Here is a 21,845-nt window from a genome sequence, read left to right as displayed (position 1 = left end):
CGCGCTCTTTTCGGCGCGCCCTATTTGCTGAGCAGTCTAGGGAAACGCTGTCATTGTGCAATGCATCATTTTGCAAGGCTTCATACGGCTTGAAGCGGGACGCCATTTTGCGGCGTTGAGCGGCGTCGGCGCGGCTGCTAGGGCGATCCGCGATGGCGACCAAATCAGACCAATCCGCCCCGGCCCGCCGCAAGCTGTCCAGCCTGCGCATGGTCTGGCACCATGCCAGCCGATATCCGCTGCAATTGCTGATCGCGGCGGTGGCACTCGGCGTCGCTGCGCTCGCGACGCTCGCCATTCCCTATCAGTTCAAGGCGATGATCGACTCGGGCTTCGTCGCCGGCGGCGGTGACGTCGCGCCGCATTTCCGCATCTTCTACGGCATCGTGCTGCTGCTCGCCGCCGCGACCGCGGTGCGTTTCTATTGCGTGAGCTGGCTCGGCGAGCGGACGGTCGCCGATATCCGCGAAGGGGTGCAACGCAACCTGCTGCGCCTCGCGCCCGGCTTCTTCGAGGAAAATCGTCCGTCCGAAATCGCGTCGCGAATGACCGCCGACACCGCGATCATCGAACAGACCGTCGGCACCACCGTTTCGGTCGCGCTCCGCAACACGGTGATGGGGATCGGCGGGATCGTCTATCTCTTCTCGCTTTCGCCCCGGCTGACCGCGGGGATGTTGATCGGCATCCCGGTGATCATCATGCCGATCGTCATTCTCGGCCGCCGCCTCCAGAATGTTTCGCGGTCGAGCCAGGATCGCGTCGCCGACATCGGCGCGACCACCGCCGAGCAATTGGGGGCGATGAAGATCGTCCAGGCCTTCGGACAGGAGGGGCGCGAAGCCGATCGTTTCACGGCCGCGGTCGAGGCCAATTTCGCGACCGCCAAACGCCGCATCCGCCTCCGCGCGGTGATGACCGCGATCGTCATCGGGCTGCTTTTCGGCGCGATCACGACTTTGCTCTGGTATGGCGCCGCGGGAGTCGCGGCAGGCACGATCACCGGCGGCACGATCGCCGCCTTCGTCCTCACCGGCGGGCTCGTCGCGGGCGCGTTCGGCGCGCTCACCGAAGTCTATGGCGACCTGCTACGCGCCGCGGGCGCGGCCGAGCGGCTCCACGAACTGCTCGTCGCCGAACCGACCATCGCCGCTCCGGCGAATCCGCGGCCCCTGCCCGAACCGGCGACCGGGACGCTCGAATTCGACCATGTCGAATTCCGCTACCCGACGCGCCCCGACGCACCCGCGCTGCACGATTTCTCGCTCGCGGTCCGCCCGCGCGAAACCGTCGCGATCGTCGGCCCCTCGGGCGCCGGCAAGTCGACGCTCTTCCAGCTTGCCGAGCGCTTCTATGATCCGCAGGCAGGGCAGATCCGGCTCGACGGCGTGCCGCTGATCGAGGCCGATCCCGCCGTCATCCGCGCCCGGATCGCGATGGTGCCGCAGGAAACGGTGATTTTCGCCGCCTCCGCGCGCGACAATCTGCGCTATGGCAATTGGGCCGCGAGCGACGACGAATTGTGGGACGCCGCGCGCGCCGCCAATGCCGAGGAATTCCTCCGCAAACTGCCCGATGGTCTCGACACCTTCATGGGCGAAGGCGGCGCGCGCCTCTCGGGCGGCCAGCGCCAGCGCGTCGCCATCGCCCGCGCGCTGCTGCGCCGCGCGCCTTTGCTGCTGCTCGACGAAGCGACCTCGGCGCTCGACGCCGAATCCGAGCGGCTGGTGCAGGACGCGCTCGAGGCGCTGATGCACGACCGCACGACGATCGTCATCGCGCACCGCCTCGCGACCGTCCGCGCCGCCGATCGCATCGTCGTGATGGACGAAGGCCGCATCGTCGAGGAGGGTCGCCACGACGACCTCGTTGCCGCCGACGGCCTCTACGCACGCCTCGCGCGCCTTCAGTTCCAGGACAATCTCGCCGCCGCCTGATCGCCATCCTTCAAAGGAAGCCCCGATGCCCACACTCCACGACCTCACCATCCCCGCCTACGCCAACGGACTGCGCGCGCTTTCGGGACAACTCGTGAAGGCGCTCGACTGGGGCGAACAGAATGGCGTCGGCGAATTGCAGTTCATCGCCGCGCGTCTCGCGCCCGACATGTTTCCGCTCGCCGCGCAGGTCCGTTTTACCTGCGCGCAGGCGATCCAGACCGCGGTGCGCCTCGGCGCGGACGAGGCGCCGGATCTTGGCGAAGACGCCGCTGATTTTCCGGGCCTCCAGGCGCAGATCGCCGCGACGCTGGCGTGGCTCGATGCGATCGCCCCCGCGACCCTCGACGGCGACGACGACCGTGCCATCGGCTTCGATCTTCCGAACGGCATGGCGTTCGACATGACCGCCGCCACTTACGTGCGCGATTGGGCGCAGCCGCAATTCTACTTCCACCTCGTCGCTGCCTATGCGGTGATGCGCCACATGGGCGTGCCGCTCGGCAAGGCCGACTATGTCAGCTACATGATGCAATATCTGCGCCCGGGAACCGCACCGGCCGCGTGATACGTCAACCGGCGCAGCTACCCTCAGGGCATCCGCCAAGACGGCAGGGGACGATCCCGCACATCATGCGCTGCACGGAGGCATATCATAGCAACCTGCCGCGATTTGGGTCCCGACCCTAAATCAGGTCGCGATATCGGCTGATTCCCGGAAAGGCGATTTTGCTGCCGCCGTTACGCCGGATGGCGCCGATCGCTTCGTCGACGCGCAGATAGCGCGCCCGCGCCTCGGGCTCGAACAGCAGCATCGCCGGTTCGCTTCGGTCCGACGCGGCTTTGACGAGCAGGCCGAGCTCGGCCAGATCGATCGCGTCGCCGTTCCAGCGGATGACGTCGCTCGTATCGATCGTCACATGATTTTCGTCGAGGATCTTGCCGTCGACGATACCCTGGCTGGGCAGGGTGATAGCGACGCTATGCGTCGGCGGCGGGATGGTGATGATGAACATCACCAGCATGACGAGCATCACGTCGATCAGCGGCGTCGTGTTGATATCGGGATCGCCGTTGGGGTCGGCCCAAAAAATGCTGCTATGAAATCGGCTGCGTTGAAACCGGCTGTGCCCGCGCATCCTATCGCTCCCTGTCGGGCGAAACACGCGCTTTTCGCGCCTATCCCGCGCTGCCGATCGGGTCGACCCATCCAATCGCGCCGCCTCGATCGATCTTGTTACGATATAACATTTTTCGATCATCGCAAATAAAAAGCGCAGCAGCGGCATTCGTGGCAATGGTCAGGATCCGATGACGGAAATCCCGCTATCGACCGAAAGAAGACCAAGGGAGCAGCGAACGCCGCCCCGATAGCCGCCGTTGGACTATGCCGCGCAAGCAGTATCCGCAGCCAGAAATGGAGCGACCACCGACAGCGCCTGTGTGATGTAAAGGTCTTTCTCACCGACCGGCGCCACATAGTGCATCGCGTCCGTGGCATCCTCGACAGACGCACCTCGCGCAATCATCCACATGGCGAGATATTGAGAAGCGAGGCATCCGCCAGCGGTCGCCACGTTGCCATGCGCGACGAACGGGGCGTCGAGGACGTTGATGCCAGCCTCAATCACCCAGGGCTTGGTCGTCAGGTCGGTGCAGGCGGTAAGTTCGCCGACCAAGCCAAGCTTGGCCAGGATCAGAGTGCCCGAGCACTGCGCCCCGATAAGTTGGCGAGACGGATCGAGGTTGATCTGCGCGAGCAGTTCGGCATCCGCTGCAATGTCCCGCGTTTTCACGCCGCTGCCGATCAGCACGGCATCCGCCTCGCGCGCAAATTCAAGGGGCCTTTGCCGCCGGACGGTGACGCCGTTCATCGACGTGATTTCCTGGGTCGGCGAGGTGATGTGTGCGGCCCAGCCCTTGGCCTTCATCCGATTCAGGATCGCGGCGGCAACGAAACTATCAAGCTCGTTGAAGCCATCGAACGTAAGAACCGCGATCTGCACTATAACCTCCTATGTCGGGAAATCGGGAGCGCGCCGGCCTCGCCCATCGCGATGCGATGCACACTTCGGACCGCGAAACGACGATAGCCATCCGTCTGTTCTCTACCCACGGCAGTCATCAACAAGGTTAGGCGGATATGTCGCTACTCAAAAAGAAAGGGCGGCACCTTGCGGCACCGCCCTCCTTTTCTTCGAGCCCGAACCGGGCTGGAAATCTTAGTTGCCCGAACCCGGACCGTACTTGATTTCCACGCGACGGTTCTGGTCGTTACGGACGCCATCGGCAGTCGCGACGGCCGGGCGGCTTTCGCCGAACGCTTCCGCCGAGATCGAGCCGTCCGAGATGCCACGCGCGGTCATGTAGCTGCGAACCGCATCGTTGCGGCGCTGCGACAGGCCGACGTTGTACTTGGCCGAACCCGAACGGTCAGCGTGACCGGCGAGCCAGACCTGCGTACCCGAGCAACCACGGTTGTAGGCGCTGATCGCATTGTCGAGCGTTGCAGCCGCTTCCGGCGTGATCGCCGACTGATCCCAGTCGAAGTACACGATATACGGCCCAGGCTCACACACGGCCGGAGGCGGCGGCGGCGGCGGGGGCGGCGGGGGAGGCGGCGGCGGGGGCGGCGGCGGAGCCGGCGGCGGCGGCGGCTCGGCGCCACCGAAGTTGTACGTCAGCGTGCCCAGGATCGAGTGCGACCGGAAGCGCGTCGAAACGTCGCGGCCAGTCTGATCGACGAGGTCGAGATTGCTGGCGTTGAAGAAACGATACTTCAGACCGACGTCCCAATTCTTGGTCAGCGGAGCGCGAACGCCCGCGATCGCCTGCCAGGCGAAGCCGGTGTCCGAATCGTCGAGGAACGAACCGGCAAAGACCGGCTCGACCGAAACGCGCGCAACGCCGACACCGCCGCCGACGAAGCCCTGCAGGCCATCGTCGTCACCGAAGTCGAGCAGACCGTTGACCATGAAGCTGAGGGCGTTCGAATCGCCGTTCAGCGGGGTGGAGCCGGTGAAGGTTCCAGTGCCATTGGCGTTCGTCGGGATACCCGGAGTGGTGAACGTGCCCGACTTGATGTCGGCTTCGCGATAGCCGACTTCGACTTCCGCGCGGAAGCCACCGAAGTCGTAACCGACGGTGCCTTCGACATCATAACCCGCACGATGATCGAGCGTACCAGCGTTATTGACGGCGCCGATGTCCAGATCGATATCCTCGACCAGCATCACACCACCACCGACACCAACATACCACGAGTTGTCGCGCGCAAGGGCCGGCGACGCAAGGGCAGTGGAGGCCAACGCCACAGCGACGGCAAGCTTCCTCATAGTAGATTCCCCTTTCAATTGAGATATACGTCTCGACAGACGTCCTACGCGTGCCTTTGGTTCCGTGCAAGCCAACAAATCGTTAATCTGTTGCCAAAAAGTCGCACTTGCCACTAGAATATAAGCGAAATCACGCTGAAATCAGAAGGCCCTGCGCTTCGAGAAAAAGAATCAAGGCGGCGATCGCCGCGCGCGCTTCGACATCGATCGTCGCGCCGCCCGCCGGATTCGCCAGCACATCCGGAACGACCCACGCGCCCGACCGATAGCGCAGCCAGGCGCCGTCGCTCAACCGCGCGATCCGCATCCCCGGACGCGGAGCCGCAAAGCGCCAGCCCCCGTCACACCAGATGGCGATGGCGTCCGCCTGCCCGGCCCAGTCGCCGTCGGCCCCAGCGCCGACCAGCCAGCATTGGCCCGCGACCGGCGACGACGGCGGCGCCGTCAGCGGGCCATCCTCGATCGCAGCGTGGACGAGCGCATCGAGCAGCACGAGCGCCTCGTTATGCGTCACTTCCTTCTGCGCCTGCGCCATCGCCAGCAGCGGAAGGGCCAGGCGCGCGGTCCGGGTCGTTTCGGTCATCGGATCATCCTCATATTGTCAGGGGCAGAAGCAGCGGCTCGGACAGCGCGAAATCGCCAGCCTGCCGGACCGAAAACACGCTTTCCGGGGCTAGCGCGGCCCAGGTCGCGGCGTCGAGGGTGAGCGACGGCGACGAAGTCTCCCACGGCCCGATGCCCGCCGCCGCGGGCTCGACCGCGACCCGCCAAGCCTCGCGGCCTTCGCCGAGCGGGACATCGACATGATCGCGCCAGCCGGCATCGGTGCGGGTGCGGCGAATCCAGCGTATCTCGACGCTGCCCGCACCGCCCCGCCGGATAGCGCCATGGACGGGCGCCAGCGGACGCAGCGCCTGCCCCGCCGTGGGCACCGCGATGTCGGCAACGTCGACCCCCGACCGGGACGCCCATTGCAGAACGGCGGCGCCCGCTTCGGCAAGCCGCGCGAGATCGTCGGGGATCGGCAGCAGCGCCGGGTCGTCGAGCAGCACGAAAGGAGCCCCCGCCGCCTGCGCCGCCGCCGCGGTTCCGTTCCGCCCGCGCAACAGGTTGGAAAGCCGCCATGTCGCCGGCCCGATCATCTCGGCATCGGCGAATTGCAGCAGTTCGTCGCCGACCATCGCGCGGTTCGCGCCGCCGAGCAGCGTCCGCTCGTCGACCGATTCCAGCGTCATCGACGGGTTGGCCAGCGTCACCGTCAACGCGCCCGACCGATCGAAAAGCAGCGTTCCGCCCGCCGGCAAGGTCGCGCCCAGCACGCCCAGCGCCGCCGTCGGGCGCGCGGTGCCGAGCGTGATCGGCTCGGTGCCCGCTTCGGGCTGAAACCACAGGTCGGCGCCGCGCCAGCCGTCGTTGCTGCCCGCCGCCGCGACGACCAGCCTAGGCGCTGACGCCGAGGTCGTGCCGATATTCGGCAGATCGAACAGGCGCACGCTCGCTTCGGCGTCGGGCCAGTCGGGACTGCCGACCGGGAGTCCCGGGTCGGCCGCCATGACCTCGGTCGATGCCGGCTGAAACCGCCGCAACTCGATCGACACGCCGCTCCCCCGCACCGTCCGCGCCGCGGCGCGCCAGACTCCGCCGTCCGTCAGGGCGATCAGCCCGCCAACGGGCAGCGCCAGCGCGGCGAGGTCGCCCGCCCACACCAGCGTCTCGCGCCCATCGGCGGCAGCGGCGGCCAGTGCGCGCGCCAACGCGCGTGCCGACCCGGCGGAAAGCACCGCGGGCAGATCGACCCGTTCCTCACGCGCTCCCCCGCCCGCGACCGCCGCCGTCTGCTGGCCGAGCTGATAATCGCGTTCGGGCTCATAATGGCGCAGGCGGACCATTCCAGGGAGCGAGGACAGCGGCGCGCGGCGCCGTTCGCGGCAATCGGCCGGTGTCAACACCCGCTCCGCTTCGCAGAAATCGCTGAAAGCCGATGGGTCCGGCGGAATTTCAGCCGGAGCAAGCCGCCAGCCGGCGGGATCGCTGACCAGCCTCGTGCCGTCGATCTCGAACAGCGGCGCCAGCGCGTCGCGCACCTGATCGCCCGATGCCGCATAGCCCGCGATCGGCCAGTGCCCGCCGCAACGCCCGACCTCGCCAAGCAGCGCGTCGCCGACGACCCCCGCATCGACCGCACCCGCATCGGCCTCGACCTCGAAGGTCAGCGACGGAATGCGATTGCCGAACGCGCCCAGTTCGAGCTCCTCGAACACCGCATAGGACAGCCCGCGAAAGGCGCTCGCCGACGCGGCGCCGACCGCCGAGGCGATCAGCGGATCGACCGGCTGGTCCTCGCCCCCGTCATACCAACGAAAGGTGCAGCGCTCCTGGAACGACCCGCTCGATCCGCGCAGCAGATTGCCGTCGGCCCAGATTCGCCGGATCGCTCCGACCCGCCGCGACGACAGCGCGACCGCCAGCGACACCGCATAGCTATATTCGGTCGTCGACGGCCGCCCCTTGCCGCCGCCGCGCTTGTTCCGGCGTTCGATCAGGTCGGTCGCCCAGATCACGCTCCCCGCGACGCGCATCGTCCCGAACAGCTTGGGAATCTGCTGGCCATAGGTCGAGGCCTGCACCTTCAGGTCGGCCAGCCGCGGCCCTTCGCGCCCCTTGGGCTTGAAGATCGCGGCATCGACCTGCTGCCCGATCGCTGCGCCCACCGCCGCCCCGACCGGCCCGCCCACAATCCCGCCGACCACCGTCAGCACCAGCGTTGCCATCCCGAACCTCCTGAAAAACCAGAACTTCGTCATTCCCGCGAAGGCGGGAATCCAACTTCCTCCTCCCTTTCATCTTCGTGCCTTTGCGCCTTTGCGTGAGACCTCAAAATCTCACGCAAAGGCGCAAAGGCACGAAGATGAAAGGGCTTGAAATCCGGTCCTAATCCTCGCCGAATGCGCATAATCGCCACGACGCCGCACGCATCGCCGCCGCATCCACCGGCGTCTCCACCACCCGCCGCAGCCCCGCATGGGCATGGACGAAACTCGCCGCTCCCATCACGCCGAAATGAAACTGTCCCGCCGCGAGCGCGATCAGCGCGACATCGCCGTCGCGCCCATCATCCACTCGCTCGAACCCGGTCGCCGCCAAGGCCGCTTCGACCCGCTCGCGCCCCCACCCCCGCAGCGGATAACCCGTCGGCAGAGGGAGCACATATCCGGCCGCGGCATAGGCCGCCCACACCAGCCCGACGCAGTCGAGCCCCGTCGCCGGATCGCGCCCCTGCGGCCGGAACCGCGCGCCGATCATCCCCCGCGCCGCCGCAAGGACGCACGCACCCAAACCGTCACCCACCCGGATACCGCGTCAGCAGGTCGTTGCCCGGCAGATGCGCCTCACCACGAAAATTGACCGCATTGGCAAAGCGCATCCGGCACGTCGCAAGCTGCTTGTCGCACCCCTCGACCAGCCGCACGCGCAGCGGCAGCGCGGGCAGCACCGGCGGCATCTCCGCCAGCGTCAGCACCGCCCCCGCCTCCCCGATCACCGGGCTCGACAGCCCGCACACCGCGCCTTCCATCCACATCAGTTCGCCGAACGCCATCGCACCCGCCGCCACGGCGGCGTCGAGCGTCACCGCGCGCCCCTCGATCGCCACCACCCGCCGCCTGTGCGTGCGCGGCGCCAGATCGACCCGACACGCAGGGTCGCCCAGCATCGCGCGGCACGAGGGCGAGGTCGCGGGGCACGCCGGTCTATCGAGCGCGCGCGTCACGCCTTGCAACTCGGCGGTGAACGCCGCGCCGCGCCGCTCGACCGCGCCGAGCGATCCCCGCGCCACGACGACCGGCGCCGCATCGGGCGCGCTCCAGTCGGTCACGAACAGCTCGACCGCCGCCCCGTCCCAGCGGCCTGCGTCGAGGTCGTCGGCCGCGATCGCATCGCTCGCGATCGCGCCCTCCAGGTCCATCGTCCCGGCGTCGATCTCGTCGCGGGTCTCGAGCGCCGACGGCTTCATCCCCGGCGCGGCGCGATAGGGCATTCCGCCGACGATCAGGTCGCGGTCGTGCGAGGTCAGCCCGATCGCTACCCCGTCGCGCCGCGCCAGCCGCCAGCACCAGGCAAGCGTCACCAACTCCTCACGCAGCCAATCAGGCGCCGCTTCCGTTCCCTCAAAGCTCACCATGGCGCGCGCACCTCGATCAGCGGCACGCCCGCCATCTCGCCCGCGAGGAAGGTCGCGCGACTGACCTCGAACCGATCCTCGGCAAAGCGTACCGGCACATCGAACAGAAAGCCCGCGCGCACCATCACTCCGACAGCCGGCGCCGCATCGAGCAGCACCTCGCCGTCCGCCGTCAGCGTGAACGCCGCCGTCTCGACCCCATCGACCGACACGCGCACGCTGCCCGCGACCGGCAGGCGGACCCGCCGCTCCTGCACCGCATCCCCCGCCCCATAATGTTTGACCAGCGCGAACTGCCGCCGGCTCCCGTCGCCGGTCCCCAGCATCTGGTCCGCCGCGCCCGGCAAACCGCCATCCGCCGCCGACCCATGATCGAACGGATCGCGAAAGCGAAACCCCCGCGCCGCGCCGCGTCGCGCGCGAAAGAAATCGGCGAGCAGTCGTACATCGGCTTCGGACCGGACTCCCGGCCCCGCGTCATAGCGCATCCGCGCCTCGGCCCATTCGCTCGCGCGCTGCTCGTGCCCCGAGGGCGAGCTCACGATCTGGGTCGAAAATTCGGTCTGGACCATCGCCTCGCGCCCGATCGCGATCGGAAAGTCCACCGCATCGAAAGCCTGCACGTCATCCTCCCCGTCAAAAGCCACGAATCCGTCGCGCGCGACCTGCGGCAGCGCCCACACGAACGCCCGCGCCACTCCGCCGCGCCGCGCTGCACCGGCCGCCGCGGCGATCGCCTCCCATTGTCGCCGATCTTCGGGCGCCAGCACGAAGCCCGCAAAATAATGCTGATCGCCGACCGGATAGCCGAGCCGCACCGCCATCGCGGTCTGCGCCCCCGCCGTGGCCGCCCCGCGCCCGCCGGTCACCCAGTCATAATCCTCGAGCTGCAGCACATCGAAGGCCGACGCCGCCCACCCCATCGGCACATTGGCGCGCCGCAGTTCGGGCGCCTCGGGATCGAGCACCGTCGGCAGATAGACGAGCAGATGGCTCGTCAGCCCCGCCGCCCCTGCCTCGTTACGCGCCGCCGCGACCAGCGCCGCGGTCGATGTCGCCAGCAGCGCCCCCAGCGCATCGAGCATCGCGCGCTGCGCCGCCGTCAGGCTCCCGCGCACATCAGGAATCGCGACGCTCGCTCCGCCCAGCACCGCGCTCGTCGCCGCGTCATAAGCGAACAAGTGCCCGCCCGCGCCGACCCACCACCAGGGCTCGCCGACCTGAAACTTGACCGCCAGTCCCGCCTCGACCGCGAAACCGACGAAATCCCGCGCGACGAGCTGCAGATAGCCCATCGCCTCGGCATTGGCGGGCGAGAGCAAGGTCGACGGCGGCTCCCACCCCGTCAGCGCGGGCGCCCCTTCGACGTCGCGCTGCTTCCAGTCCTCGGGGCAATAGGCGTCGAACAGTTCGTACGAGAGCGACCAGATCAACCCCAGCCCCGCGCTCGCGCATTCTGCCGCGAGCGCCCGGTGCCACACCGCCGCCGGCGCGTTGATCGTCCCGCCCGCGACGCTCGCCCGAAACGCGGCGCCGTCTGCCGCGAGCCGCATATAATGGCTCATCCCGACATAATGGACGACATCGCCGCGATAACCGAGCTGAACGATCTGGCGCACCAGCCGCGCCGGGGTCAGATGATAGCTGTCGTCATAGCCGTTCGCGATTCCCAGACCGTGCTCGGGCAGCACCGCGTCGCCGATCGCCAGCACCGATCCCGACCCCGAACAGGCGATGCCACTCATCTCCGCCCACCCCTCGGCGGGCGCCGCGAGCACGCCCTCGCCGCCGTCATAATCCGGCGGCACCAGCGAGACGAACATCCGGTCGATATCGCCCGCCCACACCGGATCGGCCTCGTCCGGCAACAGGAAGCCGCCGGTGAGCGCATCGAAATCGAACGTCACGACCGCATCCTCGGGCGTCCCCGCCGCATAATTCCACAGCCGCACATACCAGGCGCGCGGAGTCCCGGCGGCATCGCGCCCCTCGATCGTCAGCGTCGGCCCATGCAGCGCGTCGAGCGGCTTGACCCCACCCGACCGCCAGCGAAAGCGAAGCTGGCTATGCCGGAAATCGCGCTTCGTCTCATAGGCAAGCAAAGGATGATCCCAACGATCCGCCGCTTCCCAGATCAGCCCCGCCAGATCCTGCTTGCGGTAAAAGACCCCCTCGACCCGCAACGCATCGGGCGCGGTCGTCGCGACCGCTGCCATCATCGGCCGCGCGAAATCGACCGTCCAGAAGCGCGGATCGAACCGCTTGACCCAGCCTTTCCGGTGATGCGGCTCGGCCGCGACCAGCGCCCAGCCCATCATGCGTCCTCCGCGGCCACCGCGCGCCGCACCGCGCGCGCGAGTTGCCGCCCGGTCTGCGCCAGCCGCTGCGGCTCGCTCGCACCGTCGCCGCGGACGTTGACCGTGATCGCGATATTGCGCACCGCGCCGCCCGCCGCCTCGACACGGCCGCTCGCAGTCGGCACGAACCATTCGGGGCCGCGCTCGCCGACGCGATAGGCGCGCCCCGCGCTCACCGGCCCGCCGGTCGCGCGCCCCGGCGCCCCGAACAGCGCGGAGACCACCGATGCGCCGAGCGACAGCAGTCCGCCGCTGCCCGCCCCCCCGCCACCCAGCGAGCTGAGCCCGTTCGAGATCGCCGCCCGCGCGATGTCGGCCATCACCGACAGCGCGATCCGCTTCAGATCCTCGAAGCCCAGCTTGCCGCTGACGATCGCGCGCGACAGCGCCCGCTCGATCGCCTGCCCCGCCCGCTCGGCCTCGCTTACCAGCGGCCCGCCGATCTCGGCGCGCAGCGCCGCGATCTCGCGGCGATAGCCCGCGGCATCGCCGCGCAGCGTGCCGAACATCTCGTCGATCTCATCCATCGGGACATTGCTCCATCATCATCGCGAGCCCGGCGCGGTCGACCCCGGCCGCCGCGTCGTCCGCGCGCCATGCGGCCAGCACCGCCGCCACATCGGCCGGCGTCGCCGCCCAGAAATCGTCGGGCCGCCAGCCCAGGACGCGCGCCGTCACCCCCGCAAGCGCCAGTGCGGCGGGGCCGAACCGCTCGTCCATCATCTCACCGCCCCTGCAATATCTGCCCCAGCAGCACGCGCAGCGCCGGGATCGCCGCCGCCAGCCCGCCGGCGACCACCGCCTCGCCGACCGCCTCGCGCGTCAGCGTCTCGGGCCGCTCGCGCACGCAATGCCAGAATAGCGTAGCGAGTTCGCCGAGCCCCAACCGCCCGCCCGCCGCGCGCTCGACCAGCGCGAACAGCGGCCCCAGTTCGCTCTCGGCCGCGACCAGCGCCGCGAAACTCGGGCGCAGCACATGAAGCGCACCGCCGACACGCAGCTCGGCCTCGCCGCGCAAGGCATTGGCCCCGCTCACAGGCTCACCACCGGGCCGCTCGATTCCAGGCTCAGCGTATAATTACGCTCGCCATTATAATCGCCGGCATAGTCGAGCCGCGCGACCAGAAAGCGTCCGCGCATCCGCTCGCCGCTTTCGAAGCTCAGCTCATAATCGTCGATCGCGCCCGCCAGGGCATGACCACGCAGCCGCGTCTCGGCGGCCGACCCGGTAAAGATCCCCGCCGCGCTCACCGAAACCGAGCGCACCCCGGCACCCGACAATAATTCGCGCCAGCCGCCCGAATCCTTGGTCGTGACGTTCACCGCCTCGCCGTTCACCGACAATTGGGTGGTGCGCAGCCCCGCCACCGTCGCATAGGTCGGCGGCGCCGCGCCATCGCCGATTTTCAGCAGAAAAGCGCTCCCATTTTCGATTGCCATGGTTTAAACCTCCTTTGAAAAATCACTGCAAACGGGGAGTCGCAGGATGCTCATCACCAGCTTGCTCTTGGCCACCATGGCGCCGGCGGGGACCGGCACCGTCGACACGACGCGCGCCGCTTTCACCAAATGCCTGCGCGGCCATTTGAAGAAATCACTCGAGGCCAAGATGGGCGAGGCCGAATATGAAGTGTCGCTCAAGGGCGCCTGCGACACCGAACGCGAAGCGTTCCGCGCCGCAGTGACCGCGGCCAATGCGGCGAGCGGCTATTCCGCGGCGGATGCCGCCGACAATGCCGAAATGCAGATCGAGGATTATCACGCGAGCTTCACCGACAAATTCGCCGATTACTCCTCAAGCAACACGATGCCCGCCGACGACCAGTAAGCGAGCGGATTCGAGGCCCGCCGGAACGAAACCGCAAGGCCGCTTCGGGGTGGAAGGCGGACGTTCCCCATCTTCGTCATTCCCGCGAAAGCGGGAACCCAGAGTGGAGTCAGCCGACGCACGCTCTGGGTTCCCGCTTTCGCGGGAATGACGAAGATAAGAGATACTGAGCGCGACTTTCAGACTCTCGTCATCCCGGACTTGATCCGGGATCCACTCATCCGGCGCCGAGGGAATGGATCCCGGATCAAGTCCGGGATGACGATGCATGATAGGTCCGCTCCCGGTCAAAACCGGACACCTCCCATCCTCGTCATTCGCGTCGCAAACCCGGCGATCACCCCTGATCCGCCGCCAGGCACCGGCACCGCACGACCAGTTCCCGCCGCCATCCGCCTTCGCGGACCAGGGTGAACCGCGTCCGCACGATCCGCGCACTGACGACAGTCCAGCCCTCGGCGGCGCCGCGCAGTCCCGCCGCAACCGCCTCGACCCGCGCCGCCGCGCGGTCGTCCAGGCTGTCGCCGACGCCGTGAAGCATCACCGTCAGCCGGATTTCGCGCCCCGCCCGATCCTTGGTTCCCCAGTCGCTGCCATCGGCCGCGCCGACCGATACGCAAGGCGCGCTCGCGCGCGGCGGCATCCCGTCGAACACGCCATGGACCACGCTCGCCAGCTCGGCATCGGCGGCCAGCAGCGCGATCGCCTTCGCACGCAGCGCCTGCTCGGCCGTTCTCATGGCCTCCCTCCCAATGTCAGCCGCCGCCAGGGCTGCCACAGCGCCGCGATCGCCGCGGGCGGCGCAGCGCCGCCCCCGTCGCGCGCCTCGTGCAGATGCTGCGTCATGCGGACAATGCCTTGCCGGATCGCCTCGGGAACCCCGTTCGCTTCGGCCGCCATCCCCGCTCGAAAGGCGATCCGCGCGCGATCCGCGGCACCAGGATCGTGAATCACGATCGATGCGGCGCCGTCGCGGGCGATGCGCACGCGATAGGCCGCTTCGTCCAGCATCGTTTCGCCGCCGCCTGGCGCCAGCAGCGCGACCGCGTCGACCGCGACGACGGGCCGCACGCCCGGCCCGACCGCACCGCCGCCCAACGGCACCGTCTCTTCGCCCGCGCGAACAATCAGCCATCGGCCGATGAAGGCCTCGCAGATATTGGTCGCGGCGCGGATCAGCCCCGCGATGACGGCATCGTCGATCGTCGCGCCCAGCCGCAACCAGCCCCGCGCTTCGTTCAGGCTGACCGGGCTCGCTGCCGGCAACAGACTCTCGGCCATCATCTTTCCTCCACCCGCACCGCCGCCGATCTTTCGTCGATCTGCCCGTCGCTCAGCGTCACCCGATTGGTCACGCGATAGACGCGCCCCGCGATGCCGCCCGCCAGCGTCGCGGTGGTTCGCGTCAGGTCGTGCGCCGCCGCCGCGACCGTAACGCCGCCATCGTCGGTGGGCGCGACCTCCCAGTCGCTCGCGAGCACCGCCTGTCCGTCGGGATAGGCCGCCGCCCAGTCGAATTCGAAATCGATCCGCGTCCCCGGATCCTTCGCTACCATCGTCATCGCTCGTCCTTCTTTATGGTCGCCGCCGATCACGGCTTGCGCACGGTCACGCGGCGCCCGGTTTCGCGGACGAGCGGCAGCGCCACCTGCGTCGTCGCCGGGCCGGGCCCGCTCCATTCGCTCGCCAAGTCGCGCCGAGTGGCGTCGGAGAGCGCGCGCGACGACAGCGCCGAACCGCCCATCACGCCGCCATCTCCAGCGCAGCGAGCCGCATCTCCTGCGCCGCGAGCAGGAACAGCGCGAGCTGATCGGGCCGGATGCCGAAGCGATTGCCCGCCGCGACCGCCGATTGCCCCGCCTCGTCGCTCTCCTCCGCCCATTCATCATAGCAAAGGAAGGCATAGCGGCTGTCGGGCCGCACTCCTTCGGCGATCGGCTCGATCAGCCCTTCTTCGGCCATGATCCCCCACACCGCCTGCGCGCGCACCCCGCAGTGCAGCCGCGCACCGTCCACGCCCTTTTCGGCGATGGCGTCCTGCCATTGATAGAAACCGAGATCGCCGACGATCCGCCGCGCCGCCGCCAGCTCGGCGCCCGACAAGGGCCCGCGCCACATCTTGTCGCGGGCATCCGACGTGTTGATCGCGCCGGAGGCGGCATAGACGACCGACCAGCGCAGCGACGAGGCGCCCAGCGTCTGGGCGTTGTCGGCCCCCGGCGTGACCGCGCCGCCGGCATTGACGATCAAGGCATTGGTCAGCACGACCGGGGTGCCGATCGGGGTGGTTTGCTGCGTCCCGAAGGCAATGTTCATCTGCGTTCCGCTGACCCGGATGCCCGCGCGCGCCCAGGAGCCGCTGACCGAAGACACCCAGCCGTCGGCAGTCGTGGTCGCGGGCTGGACGCAAAAGCCGAGCGCCAGGGCCCCCGTGCTACGCAAATTGCCGAACGTCGCCACTTGCTCGCTGTTATATCGGGTCCCCAACGCTGTTATGCCGTTCGTCGCGTTCGTCGAACCGGCCAGAATCGATCCGCTGACGTCGAGCGTCGCATTGGGCGACGAGACGCCGATGCCGACACGGCCCGCCGCATCGACGCGCAGCCGCTCGCTGCCGCCCGTCGCCAGCCCCAGGCAATCGCTCGCCGCGCGGAACAGGCCGGTGTCGCCATCGGCAGCAAAGCCGATCGCGGGCGCCGCGGCGGTGCCGACACTCGCCGCGATCGGGCCACCGACCTGATAGCGTCCTCCGTCATCACGCCAGGCAAGCGCCGCCAGCGGCAGGTTCACCCAGCCACCGCCGCGCCGCACGGTCAGTCGGTCCTCGCCCGCGCCGCTGTCGGCGTCGGCGTGCGTCGTCGACAGCGGCTGCTTCACCGCCAGCGTTTCGGCGGCTGCCGCGGCGGCCGTATCGCTCGCCGCGAACCAGCCGGCGCCGACGGTCAATGCGATCGTCTTCAGCCCGGGCGCGAAATCGACCGGCAGGCCCGCGTTCGACGATGCCGCGACCGTGTCGCGCTGCAACCGGCCGTTCGCATCGATGCGGCCCAGCCCTGCCTCCCATTGGCCGGGCTGGCCGACGCCCGCCACGGCATAGTGAAACGGGGTATCGGGGGGCACCGTCCCGGCAAAGCTGCGATGCCCGGGCACTGCGCCGGTCGGCGTCAGCGGCCCGGTCCCGCCGTCTTGCGCGAACTCGCGCACCAGATCGGCGAAAAAGGGATTCGGCATGGCAGGGCCATCCTTTCCAAAGTCGATTGTGAAGAATGTGGGGAACAGGCCTGTGTCGAGCTTTCGCTCAGGGCGCGTCGAAAATGGTGGATTTTTGGAAGCCGGAGCGCAGCGTGCTACTGCACGTGAGCACCGGAAGTCCGAAAAGCCGCCATTTGCAGACCGCCCTGGGCGGAAGATCGATACAGGCCGTAGCGCCCGGCCCTTCCCCGAAAGGGTTGAGAAGGAACCGGACGCCCCTCGCGCACCAGCCTTAGCTGGCGGCGAATTTCATCAGCTTGATGGCCTGCGAATCGATGATCGCACCACCGACCCTCTTGGTTGCATAGAAATGCACGAAAGGCTTGTTGCTGAACGGGTCGCGCAGGATGCGCGTCTCGCCGCGGTCGGCGATCAGGTATCCGGCGCGGAAATTGCCGAAGGCGATCGACAGGCTGTTCGCCGCCACGTCGGGCATGTCCTCGGCCTCGACCACCGGGTATCCCAGCAGCGTCGCCGCTTGTCCCTCGACCATCCCCGGCTGCCAGATAAAGGCGCCGTCGCTGGTCTTGAACTTGCGGATGCGCGCCAGCGTGTCCGAATTCATCACCCAGCACGCCCCCTGCCGATACGGCGCCTTCAGCGAATGGACCAGCTCGACCAGCTTGTCCTGCGGGGTCGTCGCCGGAAATGCGCCCGCGGTCCCGGTCGCCAGATATTGCAGCGATCCGAAGGCGCGCACGCCGTCGGCCTCGTTCGTCGCCGTATAGCTCAGGAACCCCTTCGGCCGGTTGGTGCCGTTGCCGGTCACGAACGCCGCGCCCTCGGCGACCGCGAACTCGCGCCCCAGTTCCTCGGCCAGCCAGTCCTCGACGTTGAACATCGCATCGTCGAGCATCGCCTGACTCGCCGCCGGATTGGCGTAAAGCTCGCCACCGGGCGGCGCGATCTCGGCAAAGCTGCGCGTTCCGGTCGCCGGCCGCGCGTCGGTCTCGCCGACCCAGCCCGCACCCATCGCCCCCGTCGCGATCAGCTTGCGATATCCGCTCGTCCCCGTCTGCACCACGGTCGCGATCGACCGGATCGGCGACAGCCCCTTCAGCGTCGCGGCGATCGCGCCGTCGATCTCGCGCGGCACGGCATAGCCGCCCTCGCCGCCCGACGCGCCTGACAGGCTCTTCATCTCCACGCCCGCATCGATCCCGCGCCGGATATAGCGCTCGACGAAGGCATCGCGCGCCGGATCGGCCGCCGCCTTCGCCCCGTCGAGCGGCAGCCGCGACGCCGCCACCGCCTGGGCATCGACCTGGGCCTTCAGCGCCGCGACCGAGGCCTTCAGCTCATCGACCGCTTCCGCCGCCAGCACCGCATCGAACGCCCCGTCGAGCGCGTCCGCCTTCATTTCCATATCGTCCATATTCGTCACTCCTTCACCACCTTGATCACCCGCGCCGCCGGCTGCATCGGCGCCGCCACCAGACTCACTTCGGCCAGATCGAGCGCCAGCAGCTCGCGCGGAGCATCCCCGCGCGAAGCCCGCACCCGATAGCCAAAGCTCAACCCGGTCAGTGCGCCCCGTTCGACGAGCCCCGCCGCCGTCGGATGCGTCACCCGCGCCACGACGCGCAGCCCGCGCGCATCCTCCGCCAATGTCTCGATCACCCCGACAACGGCCCCCGGCCGGTGCTGCCACAGCAGCGGCACCGCGCGCCCTTCCGTCAGGCTCGCCGCAAACGCCCCCGCGCGCACCACATCGCCGCCCCGGTCCACCCGGTCGAACACCGACGCATAGCCTGCGAACCGAACCTCCCCCTCCCGCAGGCGGGAGGGGGCCGGGGGGTGGGCCCGCTCGGCCAACACCCTCACTTCAAGAGCCCCGCAAACCCCAGCCTCATCGCCAGTCCGACGACGAGCAGCGCCAGCATCCCGCGCACCGCCCAGTCGATCACCGCCGCCCACACGCTCTTCTTGGCATCGCGCCAAGCGCCGAGCAGTTGCCGCAAATCGCTGACATCGTCGCGCGCCGCCGCGTCGGCCAGCCCCAGCCGCGCCAGCGCCCGCCGCGCCCCCAGCTCGCTCGCCTCCTCGACCAGCGCCCGCAGCACCGCCGCGTCGCCCGCCGCACCGGACGCACCGGACGCACTCGTCCCCGCCAGCGCGATCAACCGCGCCAGCGCTTCATCCTCATCCATATCGATATCTCCGTTCAGGCGACGCCCAGCAGCGCCTTCTTCTCCTCGGCCGTCAGCCAGTCCGCCGCCGACACCTCGCGCCACAGCGCCATCCGGTCCTCGACCAGCGCCGGCACCCGATCCAGATCGACGCGCAGTTCAGCCCCCTCGAACCACCCGCTAAGCCCCTGCGAAATCGCCCCCAATATCTTCGCGCAGAGCGGCAGCACCGTCAGCCGCCACAGCGCGCGATTGGCTTCGCGATAATTGGCATAGGTCGCATCCCCCGGCAGCCCGAGCAGCATCGGCGGCACCCCGAACGCCATCGCAATCTCGCGCGCGCTCGAATCTTTCAATGCCAGGAAATCCATCTCGGCGGGCGACAGCGACAAGGCCTGCCACCTGAGCCCGCCTTCCAGCAGCAACGGCCGCCCCGCATTCGCCCCGCCCGCGAAGCTCTCGGCCAGTTCCTCGCGCAGCCGGTCGACCTGTTCCGCCGACAGCGGCATCCCCTTGTCGCCCGGATCATGCACCAGCGCGCCCGAAGGCCGCGCCGCATTGTCGAGCAGCGCCGCGTTCCACTTCGCCGCCGCATTATGCGCCGCGACCGCCCCCGCCGCGGCGCCCAGGCACCCCGCGCCATAATGATCGTCGAGCGGATGCAGCGCCTTCACATGCACCACCGCGACGCGCCCCGCGCCATCCTCGGCCGGCAGCACCGCGGCCGATCCGCCAGCCTTGTAGCGATAGGCCACCGGCCACCCCCGCGCGTCGGCCTCGACCGTCACCCGCTCGGGCCGCAGCGCGAACAGCTCCGCCGGCGCCCCCGCGCCGTCGGTCAAGATCTGCACATAGCCGTTGCCGTGGAGCAGCAGTTGCGACGCGAGCGTCTCGACCAGCCCCTGCCCACCCGACGTCGCCGCGACGAGCGCCGCCAGCGCCGGATCGCTCGCCGCCACCGGCGCCGACCCCGCCGCCTCGGCGACCAGCCGCACCGCCCGCTGAACGATCACGTTGCCCAGATACCCCTCGCGCACCTGCGTCTCCCACGACAGCGGCGCGGGCGCGCTCCAATTCCCGTACACACGCGACAAAGCGGGCCGCGCAGGCACCTGCGCGGCCTTGCGGCCAAACCAGTTCATAACTGTCTCCCGTGATCCATCGCGACGAAGGCCGCCCCGTCCTACCATCGTCATGCTGAACTTGTTTCAGCATCCATGACCCGGCGTTCGCCGGAAAAGGCGGCGCCAGTTGTATTTCGCACAAAGACACGAAGCCGCGAAGAAGGCGGTTTGGGCCGACAGGCCCTTTTCCTTATCGAGGGCGCGTCTCGCCGCACGGCCCGAAGGATAGGCCGCTTCGCGGCAAGCACCATATCTTCGTGGCTTCGTGTCTTTGTGCGAAACAAAAATTGCCGCGCCCGAGGAGAGGGCAGGCCATGGATGCTGAAACAAGTTCAGCATGACGAGGCAGAAAGGCAGCCCCCGCCCTTCCGCTCCCCCCGCCTCTGCACGCTCTGCGCCTCTGCGCAAAATCATCTCAAACCCGCCGCACCCCCGGCATCTTCCCCAACCTCAGCCCCTCCAGCAACGCCGCCAGCGCCCACACGCAGGCATCGGCCCGATCGGGCGAGCGCCCCGGCCCGGCATAGCCGCCGCCGATCTGCAACCCGCAAAGCTGATCCTCCAGGCTCTCGAAAACCCCCGCATGAACCACCTGCCCGCGCTCATAGGCGAGCGCGACCGGCTCGGCGCGGCGTGCCTTGCCGACGCTCGCGTGCACCGCCACCACCGGCAGCGTCACATCGGCCTGGCGCAATATGCCCTCGACCATTTCGCCGCCCATATTGCTCTCGGCCACAACCCGCTCAGCGCCCCAGCGCGCCGCCGCGGCAGCCACCGCCTGCGCCCAGACGTGCGGCGGCGGATTGGCGACGCTCGCATCTTCGATCACCGCGATCCGCCGGTCGCGCAGCAGCGCCGCGACGACGATCCCGCACGCATCGCCGTTCGCCGTCGCCGGCGGATCGACCCCGATCACGACGCGCACCGGCTTGGCCGCCAAGTCGGCATCGACCCGGCACCGCTCAACCAGCCCGCGCGTCCACAGCGCCCCCTCGACATCCTCCAGCAACTCGCCGTCGAGCTCCTGACGCCCGAGCCGCGTCCCGCCATAGATCGCGCCCATCGTCGCCAGCCACTGCGGCGACAGGTTCAGCCGGTTGCTCCGCGTCCCGCCGCCGGTCGTCACGACGCCCTTTTCCTTCATCAGCCGCCGCACCAACGGCACGCCGCGCGGGGTCGTCGTCGCGACCACGCGCGGCCGCTCGCCGATCCGCATCGTCAGCATCAGATTGTCCCACGCCGCTTCGCCCTGCGGCCATTTTGCGATCTCGTCGCACCAGGCCGCATCATGTTGGGGGCCGCGCAAGCTGTCGGGCTCGGCCGCCGAATAAAGGGTGGCAACGGTCCCATTCGCCCAGCTCAGCCGCCTGAGGCTGCTTTCATACGCCGGCCGCGTCTGCGCGGGCGCGATCGCCAACAGGCCGCTCTCGCCCTCGACCATCACCTGCCGCGCCTCGTGCAGCGACGCCGCCACCAGCGCGATCCGCGCCCCCGGATGGGTTTCGGCATGGCAACGCACCCATTCCGCGCCGGTGCGCGTCTTGCCGAACCCACGCCCGGCGAGCAGCATCCAGACGTGCCAATCCCCCGCGGGCGGACATTGATCGTCGCGCCGCCACCAACTCCAGTCGACCAGCAGCTTTGCCGCCGCTTCGTCGCGAAGCCTCTGCACCCATGCCGCGAATTCGGCTGGAGGCATGTCC

General features: G+C 68.8%; 25 protein-coding genes. 3 read left to right on the top strand and 22 right to left on the bottom strand.

Going from position 1 to position 21,845, the window contains the following annotated elements:
* Nucleotides 1-152 precede the first annotated feature (152 nt).
* Nucleotides 153-1,937 (top strand): ABC transporter transmembrane domain-containing protein, encoded by a 1,785-nt coding sequence (locus VHO04_RS01930; protein ID WP_329626789.1) that lies wholly within the window; start codon nt 153-155, stop codon nt 1,935-1,937.
* Nucleotides 1,938-1,962: 25 nt separating this feature from the next.
* Complete coding sequence (locus VHO04_RS01925; RefSeq protein WP_329626788.1) at nt 1,963-2,505, top strand: DUF1993 domain-containing protein; 543 nt, start codon at nt 1,963-1,965, stop codon at nt 2,503-2,505.
* Between the two features lie 118 nt (nt 2,506-2,623).
* Here the strand turns inward: VHO04_RS01925 and VHO04_RS01920 are convergent, their stop codons facing one another.
* The 12 genes from VHO04_RS01920 to VHO04_RS01865 form a co-directional block, all read right to left on the bottom strand.
* Nucleotides 2,624-3,076, bottom strand: coding sequence for a biopolymer transporter ExbD (locus VHO04_RS01920; protein ID WP_329626787.1), 453 nt, complete (start codon nt 3,074-3,076; stop codon nt 2,624-2,626).
* 246 nt (nt 3,077-3,322) lie between these two features.
* Entirely contained in the window at nt 3,323-3,943 is a 621-nt protein-coding gene (locus VHO04_RS01915; protein ID WP_329626786.1) for a DJ-1/PfpI family protein, read from the bottom strand.
* 216 nt (nt 3,944-4,159) lie between these two features.
* Nucleotides 4,160-5,272, bottom strand: a complete 1,113-nt coding sequence (locus tag VHO04_RS01910) for an OmpA family protein (RefSeq protein WP_329626785.1) — start codon at nt 5,270-5,272, stop codon at nt 4,160-4,162.
* Between the two features lie 130 nt (nt 5,273-5,402).
* The gene (locus tag VHO04_RS01905) at nt 5,403-5,855 is read right to left on the bottom strand and encodes a DUF2793 domain-containing protein (protein ID WP_329626784.1); all 453 of its coding nucleotides are present in this window, start codon (nt 5,853-5,855) and stop codon (nt 5,403-5,405) included.
* Between the two features lie 10 nt (nt 5,856-5,865).
* A complete protein-coding gene (locus tag VHO04_RS01900) occupies nt 5,866-8,043 on the bottom strand; it encodes a phage tail protein (protein ID WP_329626783.1) in 2,178 nt (725 codons plus the stop codon).
* A gap of 160 nt (nt 8,044-8,203) precedes the next feature.
* Complete coding sequence (locus tag VHO04_RS01895; protein ID WP_329626782.1) at nt 8,204-8,620, bottom strand: peptidoglycan endopeptidase; 417 nt, start codon at nt 8,618-8,620, stop codon at nt 8,204-8,206.
* Entirely contained in the window at nt 8,613-9,452 is an 840-nt protein-coding gene (locus VHO04_RS01890; protein ID WP_329626781.1) for a DUF2163 domain-containing protein, read from the bottom strand. Before VHO04_RS01890 ends, VHO04_RS01895 begins: the two co-directional genes overlap by 8 nt.
* Nucleotides 9,446-11,767 carry a DUF2460 domain-containing protein gene (locus tag VHO04_RS01885; protein ID WP_329627009.1) on the bottom strand — a complete coding sequence of 774 codons (2,322 nt, stop codon included), beginning with the start codon at nt 11,765-11,767 and terminating at the stop codon, nt 9,446-9,448. The genes VHO04_RS01890 and VHO04_RS01885 overlap by 7 nt, the downstream gene beginning before the upstream one ends.
* Nucleotides 11,767-12,336 (bottom strand): tail tape measure protein, encoded by a 570-nt coding sequence (locus tag VHO04_RS01880; protein WP_329626780.1) that lies wholly within the window; start codon nt 12,334-12,336, stop codon nt 11,767-11,769. The genes VHO04_RS01885 and VHO04_RS01880 overlap by 1 nt, the downstream gene beginning before the upstream one ends.
* Nucleotides 12,329-12,532: a phage tail assembly chaperone gene (locus tag VHO04_RS01875; RefSeq protein WP_329626779.1), complete on the bottom strand. Its 204-nt coding sequence runs from the start codon at nt 12,530-12,532 to the stop codon at nt 12,329-12,331. Before VHO04_RS01875 ends, VHO04_RS01880 begins: the two co-directional genes overlap by 8 nt.
* 1 nt (nt 12,533) lies before the next feature.
* A complete protein-coding gene (locus VHO04_RS01870; RefSeq protein WP_329626778.1) occupies nt 12,534-12,845 on the bottom strand; it encodes a gene transfer agent family protein in 312 nt (103 codons plus the stop codon).
* On the bottom strand, nt 12,842-13,249 hold the full coding sequence (locus VHO04_RS01865; RefSeq protein WP_329626777.1) for a phage major tail protein, TP901-1 family: 408 nt from the start codon (nt 13,247-13,249) through the stop codon (nt 12,842-12,844). The genes VHO04_RS01870 and VHO04_RS01865 overlap by 4 nt, the downstream gene beginning before the upstream one ends.
* A gap of 46 nt (nt 13,250-13,295) precedes the next feature.
* On the opposite strand from VHO04_RS01865, the gene VHO04_RS01860 reads away from it, so the two are divergent.
* Nucleotides 13,296-13,637 (top strand): hypothetical protein, encoded by a 342-nt coding sequence (locus VHO04_RS01860; RefSeq protein WP_329626776.1) that lies wholly within the window; start codon nt 13,296-13,298, stop codon nt 13,635-13,637.
* Nucleotides 13,638-13,974: 337 nt separating this feature from the next.
* Here the strand turns inward: VHO04_RS01860 and gp17 are convergent, their stop codons facing one another.
* The 10 genes from gp17 to VHO04_RS01810 form a co-directional block, all read right to left on the bottom strand.
* Nucleotides 13,975-14,376, bottom strand: a complete 402-nt coding sequence (gene gp17 / locus VHO04_RS01855; protein WP_329626775.1) for a tail completion protein gp17 — start codon at nt 14,374-14,376, stop codon at nt 13,975-13,977.
* Nucleotides 14,373-14,921, bottom strand: coding sequence for a head-tail connector protein (locus tag VHO04_RS01850; RefSeq protein WP_329626774.1), 549 nt, complete (start codon nt 14,919-14,921; stop codon nt 14,373-14,375). Before VHO04_RS01850 ends, gp17 begins: the two co-directional genes overlap by 4 nt.
* Nucleotides 14,918-15,199 carry a hypothetical protein gene (locus VHO04_RS01845; protein WP_329626773.1) on the bottom strand — a complete coding sequence of 94 codons (282 nt, stop codon included), beginning with the start codon at nt 15,197-15,199 and terminating at the stop codon, nt 14,918-14,920. Before VHO04_RS01845 ends, VHO04_RS01850 begins: the two co-directional genes overlap by 4 nt.
* 29 nt (nt 15,200-15,228) lie before the next feature.
* Entirely contained in the window at nt 15,229-15,384 is a 156-nt protein-coding gene (locus VHO04_RS01840; protein WP_329626772.1) for a hypothetical protein, read from the bottom strand.
* A complete protein-coding gene (locus VHO04_RS01835; protein WP_329626771.1) occupies nt 15,381-16,868 on the bottom strand; it encodes a tail fiber domain-containing protein in 1,488 nt (495 codons plus the stop codon). The genes VHO04_RS01840 and VHO04_RS01835 overlap by 4 nt, the downstream gene beginning before the upstream one ends.
* 253 nt (nt 16,869-17,121) lie before the next feature.
* Nucleotides 17,122-18,264 (bottom strand): phage major capsid protein, encoded by a 1,143-nt coding sequence (locus VHO04_RS01830; RefSeq protein WP_329626770.1) that lies wholly within the window; start codon nt 18,262-18,264, stop codon nt 17,122-17,124.
* A gap of 5 nt (nt 18,265-18,269) precedes the next feature.
* Nucleotides 18,270-18,668, bottom strand: coding sequence for an HK97 family phage prohead protease (locus VHO04_RS01825; RefSeq protein ID WP_329627008.1), 399 nt, complete (start codon nt 18,666-18,668; stop codon nt 18,270-18,272).
* 41 nt (nt 18,669-18,709) lie between these two features.
* Nucleotides 18,710-19,039, bottom strand: coding sequence for a DUF6127 family protein (locus tag VHO04_RS01820; RefSeq protein WP_329626769.1), 330 nt, complete (start codon nt 19,037-19,039; stop codon nt 18,710-18,712).
* A 14-nt stretch (nt 19,040-19,053) separates the two neighbouring features.
* Complete coding sequence (locus VHO04_RS01815) at nt 19,054-20,160, bottom strand: phage portal protein (RefSeq protein WP_329626768.1); 1,107 nt, start codon at nt 20,158-20,160, stop codon at nt 19,054-19,056.
* Between the two features lie 397 nt (nt 20,161-20,557).
* Nucleotides 20,558-21,841, bottom strand: a complete 1,284-nt coding sequence (locus VHO04_RS01810; protein ID WP_414713076.1) for a DNA-packaging protein — start codon at nt 21,839-21,841, stop codon at nt 20,558-20,560.
* Nucleotides 21,842-21,845 lie beyond the last annotated feature (4 nt).

The sequence above is a fragment of the Sphingopyxis sp. genome (assembly GCF_036261875.1).
Lineage (GTDB): Bacteria > Pseudomonadota > Alphaproteobacteria > Sphingomonadales > Sphingomonadaceae > Sphingopyxis.
This window is presented reverse-complemented; position numbering and strand designations above follow the sequence as displayed.

Coding starts and splice junctions, on each gene's coding strand:
- VHO04_RS01820 (WP_329626769.1), bottom strand. CDS start 19,039: ATGGATGAGGATGAAGCGCTGGCGCGGTTGATCGCGCTGGCGGGGACG.
- VHO04_RS01925 (WP_329626788.1), top strand. CDS start 1,963: ATGCCCACACTCCACGACCTCACCATCCCCGCCTACGCCAACGGACTG.
- gp17 (WP_329626775.1), bottom strand. CDS start 14,376: ATGAGAACGGCCGAGCAGGCGCTGCGTGCGAAGGCGATCGCGCTGCTG.
- VHO04_RS01830 (WP_329626770.1), bottom strand. CDS start 18,264: ATGGACGATATGGAAATGAAGGCGGACGCGCTCGACGGGGCGTTCGAT.
- VHO04_RS01860 (WP_329626776.1), top strand. CDS start 13,296: ATGCTCATCACCAGCTTGCTCTTGGCCACCATGGCGCCGGCGGGGACC.
- VHO04_RS01910 (WP_329626785.1), bottom strand. CDS start 5,272: ATGAGGAAGCTTGCCGTCGCTGTGGCGTTGGCCTCCACTGCCCTTGCG.
- VHO04_RS01850 (WP_329626774.1), bottom strand. CDS start 14,921: ATGATGGCCGAGAGTCTGTTGCCGGCAGCGAGCCCGGTCAGCCTGAAC.
- VHO04_RS01835 (WP_329626771.1), bottom strand. CDS start 16,868: ATGCCGAATCCCTTTTTCGCCGATCTGGTGCGCGAGTTCGCGCAAGAC.
- VHO04_RS01930 (WP_329626789.1), top strand. CDS start 153: ATGGCGACCAAATCAGACCAATCCGCCCCGGCCCGCCGCAAGCTGTCC.
- VHO04_RS01875 (WP_329626779.1), bottom strand. CDS start 12,532: ATGATGGACGAGCGGTTCGGCCCCGCCGCACTGGCGCTTGCGGGGGTG.
- VHO04_RS01885 (WP_329627009.1), bottom strand. CDS start 11,767: ATGGGCTGGGCGCTGGTCGCGGCCGAGCCGCATCACCGGAAAGGCTGG.
- VHO04_RS01865 (WP_329626777.1), bottom strand. CDS start 13,249: ATGGCAATCGAAAATGGGAGCGCTTTTCTGCTGAAAATCGGCGATGGC.
- VHO04_RS01880 (WP_329626780.1), bottom strand. CDS start 12,336: ATGGATGAGATCGACGAGATGTTCGGCACGCTGCGCGGCGATGCCGCG.
- VHO04_RS01810 (WP_414713076.1), bottom strand. CDS start 21,841: ATGCCTCCAGCCGAATTCGCGGCATGGGTGCAGAGGCTTCGCGACGAA.
- VHO04_RS01890 (WP_329626781.1), bottom strand. CDS start 9,452: ATGGTGAGCTTTGAGGGAACGGAAGCGGCGCCTGATTGGCTGCGTGAG.
- VHO04_RS01905 (WP_329626784.1), bottom strand. CDS start 5,855: ATGACCGAAACGACCCGGACCGCGCGCCTGGCCCTTCCGCTGCTGGCG.
- VHO04_RS01815 (WP_329626768.1), bottom strand. CDS start 20,160: ATGAACTGGTTTGGCCGCAAGGCCGCGCAGGTGCCTGCGCGGCCCGCT.
- VHO04_RS01920 (WP_329626787.1), bottom strand. CDS start 3,076: ATGCGCGGGCACAGCCGGTTTCAACGCAGCCGATTTCATAGCAGCATT.
- VHO04_RS01900 (WP_329626783.1), bottom strand. CDS start 8,043: ATGGCAACGCTGGTGCTGACGGTGGTCGGCGGGATTGTGGGCGGGCCG.
- VHO04_RS01845 (WP_329626773.1), bottom strand. CDS start 15,199: ATGACGATGGTAGCGAAGGATCCGGGGACGCGGATCGATTTCGAATTC.